Origin of the sequence: Streptomyces sp. TLI_185 (genome assembly GCF_003814765.1) — a bacterium.
Taxonomy (GTDB): Bacteria; Actinomycetota; Actinomycetes; order Streptomycetales; family Streptomycetaceae; genus Streptomyces.
The window spans coordinates 456,822-469,845 of sequence record NZ_RKRB01000001.1; the positions used below are offsets into that span (position 1 = coordinate 456,822).

Annotated in this window: 12 protein-coding genes; 5 read left to right on the forward strand and 7 right to left on the reverse strand. The window is 69.8% G+C overall.

The annotated features are described in order from the left end of the window. Window positions 1-149: 149 nt before the first annotated feature. Window positions 150-386, reverse strand: coding sequence for a hypothetical protein (locus EDD92_RS02030; RefSeq protein WP_099926203.1), 237 nt, complete (start codon window positions 384-386; stop codon window positions 150-152). A 62-nt stretch (window positions 387-448) separates the two neighbouring features. Beyond that, a complete protein-coding gene (locus tag EDD92_RS02035) occupies window positions 449-769 on the reverse strand; it encodes an Lrp/AsnC ligand binding domain-containing protein (RefSeq protein ID WP_260326283.1) in 321 nt (106 codons plus the stop codon). Between the two features lie 318 nt (window positions 770-1,087). Between EDD92_RS02035 and EDD92_RS02045 the strand changes: the two genes are divergently transcribed. Next, a complete protein-coding gene (locus EDD92_RS02045; RefSeq protein ID WP_123962593.1) occupies window positions 1,088-2,329 on the forward strand; it encodes a cytochrome P450 in 1,242 nt (413 codons plus the stop codon). Window positions 2,330-2,448: 119 nt separating this feature from the next. On the opposite strand, the gene EDD92_RS02050 is transcribed toward EDD92_RS02045, so the two are convergent. From EDD92_RS02050 to EDD92_RS02060, 3 genes are all read right to left on the reverse strand, one after another. Beyond that, window positions 2,449-3,984: a helix-turn-helix domain-containing protein gene (locus EDD92_RS02050; RefSeq protein ID WP_123962595.1), complete on the reverse strand. Its 1,536-nt coding sequence runs from the start codon at window positions 3,982-3,984 to the stop codon at window positions 2,449-2,451. 112 nt (window positions 3,985-4,096) lie between these two features. After that, window positions 4,097-5,281, reverse strand: a complete 1,185-nt coding sequence (locus tag EDD92_RS02055; protein WP_123962596.1) for a GDSL-type esterase/lipase family protein — start codon at window positions 5,279-5,281, stop codon at window positions 4,097-4,099. A 16-nt stretch (window positions 5,282-5,297) separates the two neighbouring features. Beyond that, on the reverse strand, window positions 5,298-5,876 hold the full coding sequence (locus tag EDD92_RS02060; protein ID WP_123962598.1) for a TetR/AcrR family transcriptional regulator: 579 nt from the start codon (window positions 5,874-5,876) through the stop codon (window positions 5,298-5,300). Between the two features lie 71 nt (window positions 5,877-5,947). Here EDD92_RS02060 and EDD92_RS02065 point away from each other — a divergent pair, with 71 nt between their 5' ends. The 4 genes from EDD92_RS02065 to EDD92_RS02080 all read left to right on the forward strand — a co-directional run bounded on the left by EDD92_RS02065 (window position 5,948) and on the right by EDD92_RS02080 (window position 9,346). Then, entirely contained in the window at window positions 5,948-6,445 is a 498-nt protein-coding gene (locus EDD92_RS02065; protein WP_123962600.1) for an FBP domain-containing protein, read from the forward strand. Between the two features lie 9 nt (window positions 6,446-6,454). Next, window positions 6,455-7,075: an L-threonylcarbamoyladenylate synthase gene (locus tag EDD92_RS02070; RefSeq protein ID WP_180291921.1), complete on the forward strand. Its 621-nt coding sequence runs from the start codon at window positions 6,455-6,457 to the stop codon at window positions 7,073-7,075. Window positions 7,076-7,197: 122 nt separating this feature from the next. Next, window positions 7,198-7,953, forward strand: coding sequence for a dienelactone hydrolase family protein (locus EDD92_RS02075; RefSeq protein ID WP_123962602.1), 756 nt, complete (start codon window positions 7,198-7,200; stop codon window positions 7,951-7,953). A gap of 193 nt (window positions 7,954-8,146) precedes the next feature. Next, entirely contained in the window at window positions 8,147-9,346 is a 1,200-nt protein-coding gene (locus tag EDD92_RS02080) for a glycoside hydrolase family 64 protein (protein WP_123962604.1), read from the forward strand. 51 nt (window positions 9,347-9,397) lie between these two features. Here the strand turns inward: EDD92_RS02080 and EDD92_RS02085 are convergent, their stop codons facing one another. Continuing rightward, complete coding sequence (locus EDD92_RS02085) at window positions 9,398-11,791, reverse strand: M4 family metallopeptidase (protein WP_185123904.1); 2,394 nt, start codon at window positions 11,789-11,791, stop codon at window positions 9,398-9,400. Window positions 11,792-12,056: 265 nt separating this feature from the next. Continuing rightward, on the reverse strand, window positions 12,057-12,581 hold the full coding sequence (locus tag EDD92_RS02090) for a hypothetical protein (protein WP_123962606.1): 525 nt from the start codon (window positions 12,579-12,581) through the stop codon (window positions 12,057-12,059). Window positions 12,582-13,024 lie beyond the last annotated feature (443 nt).

A 13,024-nucleotide genomic window follows, 5' to 3' on the forward strand; every position in this document is an offset into this window, starting at 1 on the left:
TTGCTACCGGCGAGTAGCACTGTAGCAACTCTGTTCGGCCCGTCGACCCGAACTCTGTAAACGCTGGGTGTCAGACGGGAGTTGGGCATGCGGAAGGCCCGGTCACCCGCGGCATGCACGGGGCCGGGCCTGAGGACGGGAAGCCGGCGTCAGCCGCCGTTCAGGCGTCCGCGCAGCAGTCCCTTGCCGATTTCCGCGCCCTTGCGGCTGTCCGCCTGGGCCTTGCGGAACAGGTCGGCCACCTCGGTGTCCTTCTCGCGCTCCGCGTCCTGGATGTAGGTCTCCAGGCGCAGGGCATTGCTCAGGCACGCCTCCACGTACCAGATGAGGTTGTAGTCCTTGTCCGGCGTACCGGTCACGCCGCCGGTCTCCGTGCTGCTGGTCATGCGGACCTCCTCCAGCGATAGTCCTTCCGGAGCTGTCCGAGTACCCGTCCCGCACCCGGCAATCAGCCGACGTCCCGGAGGAAACGGTGCGTGTGGATGCCGATGTCCGGGAGCGACTGGACCTGCCGGACCCCTTCGATCGGCCGTATGACGTCGTTGACGAAGTCCAGCAGTTCGCGCGGGCCCGACGCGACCACCTCGGCGAACAGGTCGAAGCCGCCGGAGGTCAGTACCGCGCAGACGGCCTCGGAGCACCCGGCCAGTCCGTCGGCGAGCGCATACAGGTCGCCGCCCACGCCGATACCCATGCCGATACCGATGCCGAGCAGGGCCATGGCCGAGTTCGCGTTCCAGCTGTTCCAGTTCGTGGAATTCCGCGACACGGCTGGTCAGCGTGACGTCGCAGGGAGCGCCGACGTTTCCGGGCGGGCCGCTCCCGGCTGTAACTGTTCACCAGGATCTTGGACCGGCCTGTGACAGCCCGGGCCGGCCGGACAGCCCACCCGGTCGCGTCGGTCGCCGTCAGCGAGGTGGGCGGCAGCGCGGTGGGCGGCATCGCGGTGGCACCCCCCAGACGGCCACGACCGCCGGGGAGTGACTGCCATCGCTCCGGTGTCACTGCATGGCAGGGCGCGGCAGGAATGGCGAAGAATCGCTCAACCGTACGAGAGTGATCGGTGACGGTGTGTACTGTGCTGCGCGTGACCGTCACCGAGCGCACCGACCGCATTGCCATCGACCCGTTCGGCGCCGACATCCCCGGTGAGAGTGCCCGGCTGCGGGCCCTCGGCCCGGTCGTTCCCGTCGAGCTGCCGGGCGGCATCCCCGCCTGGGCACCGACCGGCTACGACACGCTCAAGGACCTGATCCTCGACCCGCAGGTCAGCCGGGACCCCCGGCTGCACTGGAAACTGTGGCCCGAGATCGGTGAACACCCCTCCTGGGGCTGGATATTGGGCTGGGTGGGCGTGGTCAACATGCTCTCCACGTACGGCGGGGATCACGCGCGGCTGCGCAAGCTGGTGGCGCCGAGTTTCACGCACCGGCGTACCGAGAAGATGCGGGCACGGGTGGAGGTGGTCACCCAGGAGCTGCTGGACGCGCTGGCGGCGGCCGGGGCCGACGGCCGGGTGGTCGACGTCAAGGCGGCGCTCGCACAGCCCCTGCCCATGCGGATCATCTGCGAACTGTTCGGTGTTCCGGACGAGTTGGTGGACGACACGCGCCGGCTGATCGCGGCCATCATGGACACCTCCGACCCGAGCCCGGAGCACGCCGCGTTCGTGCAGCAGCAGATCGGGACGGTGCTGCCGGCCCTGATCGCCCACCGCAGCGAGCACCCCGCGGACGATCTGACCACCGAGCTGATCCGGGTGCGGGACGAGGACGGCGACCGGCTCAGTGACGAGGAGCTGCTGTACACGCTGTTGCTGGTGATCGGCGCCGGGTTCGAGACCACCGTCAACCTCATCGGCAACGCGGTCGTCGCCCTGCTCCGGCACCCCGAACAGCTGGCCGCCGTACGGGCCGGGAAGATCGGTTGGGAGGCGGTCGTCGACGAGACGCTGCGGGTGCACCCGTCGATCGCCTCGCTGCCGCTGCGGTTCGCCGTCACCGACATCGCGGTCGGCGACGTCACGATCCCGGCGGGCGACGCCATCATCACGACGTATGCCGCCGCGGGGCTGGATCCCGCGCATTACGGGCCGGACGCGGACGCCTTCGACGCGGCGCGCGGGGCCGACGACCATCTGGCGTTCGGGATCGGTGTGCACCGGTGCATCGGTGCTCCGCTCGCCCGGGTGGAGGCACTGACCGCGCTGCCGGCTCTGTTCGAGCGCTTCCCCGAGGTCCGACTGGCCGTCGGCGAGGACGAGTTGCGGCAGGTGCCGTCGTTCATCGCGTTCGGCTGGCAGGAGGTGCCGGTGCGGCTGCGCGCGTAGAACCGCAAGGGGGCCCGACCGGTCCCCCGTTCCGGTCGTGCCCCCGCGGTCCGTCGAACTTACGTGTCGGGTGGATCCGTTGTGAACCGTGTCAGTGCCCGCTGCGGTGTCCGCACGGCTCACCCGTGCACAGGTGAGTCCGGATGGTCCCGGTTCGCCCGGCGCAGGTCGGGCTGGTCGAGGTCGCCGAGGGCCAGATGAGCGAGCACTACCTCGTAGAGGTCGCTGCCGGCGGCGAGCAGCTGGCGTTCGAGGACAGGCTCCGCGCTGCGCACGTGCTCCCGCACCGTCTGCGCGTGCACGCCCAGGTTCTGCGCGGCGCGTTCGGCGTTGCCCCCGGCGGCGATCCAGGTGCGCAGGGTGCGGCGCAGATCGCGGGCGTCGGTATCGAGGCGCGCCAACAGGTCACTCGCCCAGGTGCGCAGGGCGGGGCCGGTCAGCAGCTCGCCGAGCCGGGGGTGGCCAGTCGCTGCGGGGCCGGTCTCGTGCGGTTCCGTCGCGAGGCCGATCCAGGTGTTGAGCGCGAGGTGGACGACGGCGCGGGCGGCGAGATCGGAGAAGTCCGCCTGCAGCAGTGCCTCCACCCGCTCCATGCGGGCACGGACGGTGTTGCGGCTGACGCCGAGCACCTTGGCGGCGTTGACGGCGGTGAACTCCAGACCCAGGCGGGTGGTGGCGAGGAGTTCGGCGCGGGTGTGGTGCGCCAGGGTGTCCAGCGGCCGCAGCACGTGGGTCGTCCAACCGTGCAGTTCGGCGGGGTCCATCAGGCGCTCGGGGTGGGTGCGCTCGGCGTACACGGCCTGCTTGTCGGGCCGGAAGCGGGCGACGGCGAGCGCGCTCACGGCCTGTCCGTAGGCGGTGGCGGTGCGGGCCAGGCTCTGCGGGGCGCTGCCGCCGAGGAAGGTGCCCGGCCGTCGGCCGATCAGGGAGCGCAGTTCCGCGGCGGCCGCGTCGTCGGGAGCGACGACGATGACGTGCGCATCGACGGCCGGGCAGCGTACGACCAGCACCTGCTCCTCCGTCGCGGTCAGGCACTCCTCGGCGAGGTGGTCGCGGTCCTCGGCGCAGCCCTCGAGGACGTAGACGCAGGCGGTGTCGGTGTCGAGCAGGCCGGGCCACAGACCTGCGGCGACGCGACGCGCGGAGACGGTGTCCTCGACCATCAGCAGTTGCAGGATCGCCAGGCGCAGATCGGAGGTGGCGCGTTGGAGACGGCGCCCGGCGGTGGTCGACTCGCGTGCCCTGAGCAGGAGTTCGACCACCTGGGCGGTGTGGGTCACGATGTCGGAGGTCCGGCGGTCGAAGGGGGCCGGGCGGGACACGGCCAGGACGCCGGCCGGGGCGGGCTGCGGCTGCTCCACCCTGACGAGCCGCAGATGGCGTCCGGTGTCGTCCCAGGCCGCGGAGGCGATCCGGCCGGAGACGAGGTCCGCGAGGAGGTTCTCGTCCAGCGGTGTCGGTGTTCCGGCGATGAGCCGGCCGGTGCCGTCCTGCAGCCAGGCCGTCCCCTGCACGGCGTCCGCGAGCCAGGCGACGACCCGGCGGATGTCCCGCCCCGTGGGCCGCAGGTGCTCGAGCAGTTCCTGCGCCCACGTCGGGCCGCCGTCGGCGCCCGTCACCTGTGCAGGGCGGGCCCCGTCCTTTCGGCCAGCCATGTCGGCCTTCTCCTCGTCCATCGCATCGACCTCGGCTTTTCGGTCGGGGACGTTACCTCAGGGTGCCCGGTGGTTGCGTACCTACGGGTACGTGCGACGGGGAACGGGCCTTTCAGGCGGTGCGGTCGGCGAAGGCACCGCCCGGGGGGAAGGCCAGTGAGGCGAAGCGTTCACCGATGCGGAGGTGGGTGGCGGCGTCCGGGTGGAGTTGGTCGGGCAGGGGCAATTCGGCGTGGTCGGCCTCGCCGTAAAGTTCCCGGCCGTCAAGGTAGTTCAGGTTCGGGTCCTCGTCCGCCCGCTGGGCGACGATACGGGCCAGCTCGTCCCGGATGACGCCGAGGGCCAGTTTCCCGCTCGCCCGTTCCCCGGGATCGCCCATGGCCTGGAACTGCAGTTGACCGTCGCTCAGGGAAGTGAAGTCCAGGACGCTGGGGCCGGGCGTGTCCTCGTGTATCGGGCACAGGATGGGCGAGACGACCAGCAGCGGAGTCGTGGGGTGTCCTTCGCGGACGGTGTCGAGGAAGCCGTGCACGGCGGGGGTGAAGGCGCGCAGGCGCATCAGGTCGGTGTTGACCAGGTTGATGCCGATCTTGACGCTGATGAGGTCGGCCGGGGTGTCGCGCAGGGTGCGCGCGGTGAACGGGTCGAGCAGGGCGCTGCCACCCAGCCCCAGGTTGATCAGGTCGACTCCGCCCAGGGAGGCGGCGAGTGCGGGCCACGTGGTGGTGGGGCTCGCCGCGTCGGAGCCATGGCTGATCGAGCTGCCGTGGTGCAGCCATACCCTGCGGCCGCTGGGCGGGCTGGGCTCCACGGGGGCATCGGTGCGCAGGGCGAGCAGTTCGGTGGTCTCGTTGTGCGGGAGCCAGATCTCGACGTCCTTCACTTCGTCGGGCAGGTCGGTGAAGCGGAGCGTACCCACGGGCCCGGGCCGGAGTTCGGCGGTGCCGGCGACCATGTCGATGGTCACGGTGTTGCCGCCCTTGACACTGCCCCGGCCTGCCGGGCGGCCGTCGAGGAGGAGGTCGTAGACGCCGTCGGGACGGGGCGGGGCGCCGACGTAGTCGCGTTTGGTGGGCAGGGTGTCGAGTTCGACGGCCGTCGCACGCGTGCGGAACGCCAGCCGTACGCCCGAGGGCTGGGACTCGGCGCTGGCCAGCTGCGGATCGGTGCACTGGGCGCGGGCCCGGGCGGGCAGCCGGTGCGGCAGCACGCCGCGCTCGGTGGGCTCCACGTCGAGGGCGCCGCGCAGCAGTTCGGCGGTGACGGGCGTGGTGATCCAGTCGTGCTCGGTGGGCATGTCCTCAGCCTGTCGGTCAAAGGGTCGGGGTGGTGGGCCAGTTGCACAGCAGCGCGTCCAGGGCGTCCAGGATCCGCGTCCAGCTCTCCTCCGAGTCGGGGGCACTGTGGCTGAAGCCACCGGCCGTCTCCAGACTCGAGTAGCCGTGGAAGACGCTGCCAAGCAGCCGGACGGCGTGCGTCTGGTCCGGTTCCCTCAGGTCGTAACCGCGCAGGATCGCACGCGTCATCTGGGCGTGGCGCACGCCCGCGCTGGCGGCCGCGGTCTCGGGGTCCATCCGCAGCCGGGCCGCTGCGGCGCGCCCGGGGTGTTCCCGGCCGTAGTCGCGGTACGCGTTGGCGAAGGCGATCAGGGCGTCCTTGCCCGCGCGGCCCGCGAGGGCGTCGGCCGCCCGGTCGGCGAGCTCCTCCAGGGCGAACAGGGCGATCCGCGTCCTGAGGTCCTGGGAGCTCTTCACATGCGAGTACAGGCTCGCAACCTTGACACCGAAACGGCGGGCCAGCTCGGAGACGGTCACCTGGTCGAAGCCGACCTCGTCCGCCAGCTCCGCACCTGCCCGGACCACACGTTCCGTGGTCAGCCCTACGCGCGCCATGGCCGCCCTCCTCTCTCGCCAGATCCGATTATGCATTTGCCTAAAGCATTTAGGCAATTTAGCGTTGCCTTATGGAACCGTTGACTGAGCAAGAGATCCGCACCGCGTTCGTGAACTGCACCAAGGGCGAGGCAAAGCGCCTGTCCGTCCCACGCGACCTGGCCGAGCAGCCCTGGGACGACCTGGACTACCTCGGCTGGCGCGACCCCCAGGCCCCCGACCGCGCCTACCTCGTCACCGAGTGGACCGACGGCGGGCCCCGAGCCGTCGCGCTGCGCGGCTCCGGCCCCGCCGTGGGGCAGACGCGGCGCAGCATGTGCTCGATGTGCCTGACCACCCACTCCGGCGGCGTCTCCCTGATGGTCGCCCGCAAGGCGGGCAGGGCCGGGCAGCAGGGCAACTCGGTGGGCGCCTACATCTGCAGCGACCTCGCCTGTTCGCTGTACGTACGGGGCTTGCGGGACGCGGGCATGGGGGCGCGGCTGCACGAGACGATCACCCTGGAGGAGAAGATCCGGCGCACCGTGGCCAACGTCGCCGCGTTCGTCGCCAAGGTCGGCACGGCATAAGCTCGGCGAATGGCGAAGTACTTCGATGTGCACCCCGAGAACCCGCAGCCGCGCACCATCGCCCAGGTCGCGGACAGCATCCGGGCGGACGCGCTCATCGCGTATCCGACGGACTCCTGCTACGCACTCGGCTGCCGGCTGGGCAGCCGTGACGGCATCGAGCGGATCCGTACGATCCGCAAGCTGGACGACCGGCACCACTTCACCCTCGTGTGCCAGGACTTCTCGCAGCTCGGCCAGTTCGTACGGGTCGACAACGACGTGTTCCGCGCCATCAAGGCGTCGACACCTGGCAGTTACACCTTCATCCTGCCGGCGACGAGGGAAGTGCCGCGCATGCTGCAGCACCCCAAGAAGAAGACGGTCGGTGTGCGTATCCCCGACCACGTCGTCACCCAGGCCTTGCTCACCGAACTCGGCGAGCCGCTGCTGTCCAGCACGCTGCTCCTGCCCGACGAGGACGAGCCGATGACCCAGGGCTGGGAGATCAAGGACCGCCTCGACCATGTGCTGGACGCGGTGGTCGACTCCGGGGACTGCGGCACCGAGCCGACGACGGTCATCGACTTCTCGGGCGGTGAGGCGGAGATCGTGCGGCGGGGGGCCGGGGACACCACACGGTTCGAGTGAACTCGCACGTCGTACGAGGCCGGGGGCGCCGCGGGGAAGGTGAGTGGCGCATGCAACGATGGCCGCACCCGGCCCGTCGGGCCGCAGAGTTGGTCGCCGCCGCGCGCAGAGAGGCAGCCCCCATGACCTCCGTACAGGGAACGACTGTGGACATCACCACCGAGGACGGTGTCGCCGACGCCTATGTGGCACACGCCGCGGACGGCAGCGCCCGCCCCGGTGTCCTGCTCTACATGGACGCGTTCGGGATCCGTCCCCATCTGACCGGGATGGCCGACCGCATCGCGGAGGCCGGCTACACCGTGCTGGTGCCCAACGTGTTCTACCGTCACGGGCGGACACCCGTTGTCGAGTTGCCCGAGTTCATCGACCCGGAGGCGCGTCCGGAGATCTGGGGCAAGGTCGGACCGCTGGTCCAGTCCGTCACGCCCGACCCGGCCATGCGGGACGCGGCCGCGTACCTGCAGTGGCTGGCCGACTCCCCTCTCGTCGCCGACGGCCCGGTCGCGCTGACCGGCTACTGCATGGGGGCACGGCTGTCCCTGCTGACCGCCGGCCACTATCCGGACCGGGTGGCGGCCGCGGCCGGCTTCCACGGCGGGCGAATGGCCACGGACGACCCGGACAGCCCGCACCTGGCGGCCGAACACGTCACCGCCGAGGTCTACTTCGGCCACGCCGACGAGGACCCCTCGCTGCCGCCCGAGCAGATGCAGCGCCTGGAGGACGCACTGACCGCGGCGGGCGTACGGCACCGCTGCGAGGTCTATCCGGGCGCGCACCACGGCTTCACCCAGGCGGACACCTCCGCCTACAACAAAGAGGGCGACGAGCGGCACTGGGCGGCGCTTCTCGACCTCCTCGAGCGCACGTTCTGACGCGCATCGACTGAACCGGCCACGGCGCCCGCGGAGTTCCTTCCGCGGGCGCCGACCGTTGCCCGTTGTTCAACTTATTGACATGCACGCATCCCGGTGCCAGTTTGAGAGCGCTCTCAAAGAGGTCCGGACCAATTTCTCCGGGTGATCCCCCCACAACAAGTGAATTCCCAACCCCCCACGGAGGTGGAGCGTGCTCAGAAAGCTCTCCCGCCGGCTCCTGGTACCGGCTGCTGCGGCAGCCCTGCTCGCCGGGGCCCTCGCCATCCACGCGCCCTCGTCCGCCGACGCGGCCGTGCCCGACACGATCCCTCTGAAGCTGACCAACAACTCCGGCCGCAGCGAGCCGGTCTACGTCTACACGCTCGGCACCCTGCTCTCGACCGGGCAGCAGGGCTGGGCGGACGCGAACGGCGCCTTCCACGCGTGGCCGGCCGGCGGCAATCCGCCGACTCCCGCGCCCGACGCGTCCATCGCCGGGCCGGCCGCCGGGCAGTCGAAGACGATCCGCATCCCCAAGTTCTCCGGCCGCATCTACTTCTCGTACGGCCAGAAACTGGTGTTCAAGCTGACCACGGGCGGCCTGGTGCAGCCTGCGGTGCAGAACCCGAGCGACCCCAACCGCGACATCCTGTTCAACTGGTCCGAGTACACGCTCAACGACTCCGGCCTGTGGCTCAACAGCACGCAGGTGGACATGTTCTCGGCGCCCTACGCGGTCGGGGTGCAGCGCTCCGACGGGAGCACGGTCAGTACCGGGCATCTCAAGTCGGGCGGCTACAGCGGGTTCTTCAGCGCGCTGCGAGGACAGTCGGGCGGCTGGGCCAAGCTCATCCAGACGCGCTCCGACGGCACTGTACTGCGGGCGCTCGCACCCGGATACGGCCTGGAGAACGGAGCCCTGCCGGCGTCCGTCATGGACGACTACGTCAACCGTGTCTGGCAGAAGTACGCGACGTCGACACTGACGGTCACGCCGTTCGCCGACCAGCCGAACACCAAGTACTACGGCAAGGTCTCGGGCAACGTCATGAACTTCACCAACAGCTCGGGCGCGGTCGTCACCAGCTTCCAGAAGCCGGACGCGGACAGCATCTTCGGCTGCCACAAACTGCTCGACGCGCCCAACGACCAGGTGCGCGGACCGATTTCGCGCACTCTGTGCGCGGGCTTCAACCGTTCCACGCTCCTGGTCAACGCGAACCAGCCGGACACCTCGACGGCGAACTTCTACAAGGATGCGGTGACCAACCAGTACGCCCGGAACATCCACGCGCAGATGGCCGACGGCAAGGCCTACGCCTTCGCCTTCGACGACGTCGGCAACCAGGAGTCGCTGGTGCACGACGCCGGTCCGCAGCAGGCGTATCTGACGCTCGACCCCTTCAACTGACGCCGAAAGGGCCTCACCCCTCCCGGAGTGAGGCCCTTTTCGTGCGGGTGGTCAGCCCGTCGTCAGCGCCGTGTCGTCGACGACGAAGCCGGTCTGCAGGGAGGAGTCCTCGACACCGCTGAACTTCAGGGTGACGGTGGAGCCGGCGAGCGAGGACAGGTCGAAGGACTTCTGGGCGTAGCCCGAGGCGGCGTTGAGGTTCGAGTACGTCGCCAGGGTCTTCGAACCGGCGGTGACCGTCAGTTTGTCGTAGGCGACGCTGCTGGTGGTCTCCGATGTGTCGATGTGCAGATAGAAGGTGAGCGTGGCCTTGCAGCCGCTCGGGATGGTCACCGACTGGGACAGCGTGTCGGTGTGGGTGGAGCCGTAGCCGTCGAGCCAGGCGTAGTAGGAGCCGCCGTGCGCCGATTCACCGCTGTCGTTGGTGATGACGCCGCTGGTCGCGGTCCAGGTGGTGTTGCCCGACTCGAAGCCCTGGTTGCCGAGGAGTTGGGCCGAGGTGCAGCCGCCGCCTCCGCCCGAGCTGACGGTCCAGGTGAAGGAGGCGGTGCCGGTGGCGCCGGTCGAGTCGGTCGCCGTGACGGTGGTGCTGTAGGTGCCGGCCGTCGTCGGCGTTCCGGAGATGACTCCGGTGGAGCTGTTGATCGACAGGCCGGTGGGCAGTCCGCTCGCGGCGTACGTCAGGGAGCCGCTGTTGGTGCTGCTGGCCGAGATCTGCAGGCTCACCGCCGTGCCGACGGTGGAGGACTGACTGCCCGGGTTGGTGACCGTGACGCCGGACGAGGGCGGGGTGATGTGGCTGCCGACGTTGATGCCCGCGAAGGCGTTGCCGACACCGGCGTACTGCGTGGAGCTCGTGCCGTACAGAGCGGCGGCCGCATTGAGGGCGGCGGTGCGTGCTCCGGCATAGTCGGTGCTGGACGTCATGTACGTCGTCAGCGCCTTGTACCAGATCTGCAGGGCTGCGGCCCGGCCGATGCCGGCGACGGCGACGCCGTCGGAGGTCGGGCTGTCGTAGGTGACGCCGTTGATGGTCTTGGTGCCGCTGCCCTCGGAGAGCAGGTAGAACATGTGGTTCGCGGGGCCCGAGGAGTAGTGCACGTCGAGGTTGCCGACGCCTGAGTACCAACTGTCCGCGGAGCCGCCGTCCTTGCTCGGCTTGTCCATGTAACGCAGCGGTGTGCCGTCGCCGTTGATGTCGATCTTCTCGCCGATGAGGTAGTCGCCGACGTCGCTGCTGTTGTTGGCGTAGAACTCCACACCGGTGCCGAAGATGTCCGAGGTGGCCTCGTTGAGGCCACCGGACTCACCGCTGTACTCGAGTCCTGCCGTGTTGGACGTGACGCCGTGGCTCATCTCGTGCCCGGCCACGTCCAGCGAGGTCAGCGCGTGGGTGCCGCCGGAGCCGTCGCCGTAGGTCATGCAGAAGCAGTCGTCGTCCCAGAAGGCGTTGACGTACGCCGTGCTGTAGTGGACGCGGGAGTAGGCGGCGACGCCGTCGTTCTTGATGCCGCTGCGGCCGAAGGTGTTCTTGTAGAAATCCCAGGTCTCCTGGGCGCCGTAGGCCGCATCCGCGCCGGCGGTCTGGGTGCCGGCCCCCGACCCGGTCCCCCAGACGTCGTCGGAGTCGGTCATCAGGGTGCCGGTGCCCGAGGTGCCGTTGTTGAGGCTGTACGTCTTGTGGCCGCCGCGGGTGGTGTCGTACAGCTGGTACGTCGAACCGGACAGTGTGGTGTTCAGCGTGACCGTGCCGCTGTACTGGGTGTTGCCGGTGCCCGTCTTGATGCCTTGGTACCGGTAGAGCTCCTTGCCGGTGGCGGCGTCGGTGATGACGTGCAGCTGGCTGGGCGTGCCGTCGTCCTGCAGGCCGCCGACCACCGTCTCCCAGGCGAGCTTCGGGGTGCCGGTGCCCGCCCAGATGACCTTGCGGGCGCTGTCGGTGGTGGGCTGCTCGGCGTGGAGGGACCTGGCGGCCTTGAGGGCCTTGGTCTGCGCGGCCGCCTTGGTGAAGGTCGCGGTGGTGGAGGCGACCTTGATGGTGCGCTTGTGGTTGAAGGTCGTGCTCACGGTGCCGGCGGCCAGGGAGGCCGGCGGGGTGTGCACGACGAGGTCGCCGCCGAGGACGGGCAGGCCGGCGTAAGTCCGCTCGTAGCGAGTGTGCAGGGTGCCGTCGTTGTCCTTGACGACGTCCCTGACGACCAGTTTCTCCTTGGCGCCGAGGCCGATCGTGCGGGCGGTGGCGATCGACTTCTGCTTGGCGCTCTTGATGAGCGCGCTGTGCTGCGCCGGAGACAGTTTTGCCTCCAGTCCCCCGGCGCGGAGGGGGCTGGGATGGGGGGCGGCGGGCTGCGCGTTCGCCGGGACCGACTGGATGCCGACGGCGAGGAGGGCCGCGGTGGACACCAGGGTTGCGACCGAGGTCCGCTTGCGGGGGATGCGTCTCACTCGTTCTCCTACTGCTGCGGCCGCGTGGGGCGGCCGGTGACAGACCGGGCAGACGGGTGTACTGACCGGGACGAGCCGAGCTGTGCGGGATCGTCACTGCGTGATGAGAACGTGGGGGGTGTGCGCGGCAGTTGGGGAGGAGGATGACAGTATTGACCAGAGCATGTCAGCAGGGTTCCGGTCATTCGAGGGTTATCCCTCTGTACGGCAAGGCGGCCTGCCCGCTGGGAATGCGGGCAGACCGCCGGGTGGTGCCGCCGAAGGGTCAGCTGAGGCCGAGGGAGGACAGGGCGGTGGTCCAGTCACTGGCGACGGCGCTGCGAGCGTCGTCGAGGGTGACGGTGCCGGCACAGACGGCCTTCTTGAGCTTGTTCTCCACCGAGTCCTTGCTGTAGGCGGTCTCGTCTCCGTACCGCGGCTCGGGCCACAGGTTCTCCGCGTCCTTGGGGGCGCCGCCGAGCTCGAGCGGGACGAGGTGGTCCTCCTCGTAGTCCGAGGTGCTGGTGTCCGAGTAGCCGTACTCCGCTATCTGCTTGACCTTGAGGGCGTTGGTGTACGAGGTGGAGGGGCGCACGGTGGCGGTCCAGCCGGACACACAGATCGTCGTATCGATCGTGGACTGGGTGACGTCCGGGTTGTAGGCGCCGGGCTGGCAGGTCGGGTCCGGCAGCGGCAGGTAGGACTGCGAGCAGCCGGCCGCGTGTGCGGCCGAGCCCGTGCCGATGATGAGGCCGGCGACGGAGAGGGTGAGGGATGCCGTGGTGGCGGTGAGGCGGCGCATGGCACGCATGGGGGTTCTCCCGCGATGGGCCCGGGGTTCCGGGCGGGTGTGTGCATGACAGCACCACCGGGTCTATGCGGGTAGAAATAGGAAGTGAAGAATCAGTGACCTCACTGAATCCTTGCCACCCCTTGGCTTTCGGCTGCCCAATACCTGGGGTGCGCTTGGGTGTTCGATAACATGGGGGTAACTCTCGGCTCGGCACTTCGGGGATCACACTGCGCCTCGGCCGCTGGGCCACGCCCGGCGGGAGGGGTGCCTGGTGCCGGCTCGGGGGCCCCGGCTGCCGCTGAGGCCGCGCGGCAGACATCGAGGCCCGTAGGGTGGCGGCTGTCCGCTGCGCGGGCGGTGCCACGCGGGGAAGTGCAGCCGGGCGCGCAGCCCGCGCGACCCGAGACGAGTCCGGTCATGTGTAGACCGAGCACCAGCGGCTCAGCGAACGGGCCGCCGGC

Bases quoted from the DNA above. Each gene is read 5' to 3' on its own strand.
- EDD92_RS02050 (WP_123962595.1), bottom strand. From the start codon at position 3,984: ATGGCTGGCCGAAAGGACGGGGCCCGCCCTGCACAGGTGACGGGCGCC.
- EDD92_RS02030 (WP_099926203.1), bottom strand. From the start codon at position 386: ATGACCAGCAGCACGGAGACCGGCGGCGTGACCGGTACGCCGGACAAG.
- EDD92_RS02065 (WP_123962600.1), top strand. From the start codon at position 5,948: ATGGAACCGTTGACTGAGCAAGAGATCCGCACCGCGTTCGTGAACTGC.
- EDD92_RS02090 (WP_123962606.1), bottom strand. From the start codon at position 12,581: ATGCGTGCCATGCGCCGCCTCACCGCCACCACGGCATCCCTCACCCTC.
- EDD92_RS02070 (WP_180291921.1), top strand. From the start codon at position 6,455: ATGGCGAAGTACTTCGATGTGCACCCCGAGAACCCGCAGCCGCGCACC.
- EDD92_RS02060 (WP_123962598.1), bottom strand. From the start codon at position 5,876: ATGGCGCGCGTAGGGCTGACCACGGAACGTGTGGTCCGGGCAGGTGCG.
- EDD92_RS02075 (WP_123962602.1), top strand. From the start codon at position 7,198: ATGACCTCCGTACAGGGAACGACTGTGGACATCACCACCGAGGACGGT.
- EDD92_RS02055 (WP_123962596.1), bottom strand. From the start codon at position 5,281: ATGCCCACCGAGCACGACTGGATCACCACGCCCGTCACCGCCGAACTG.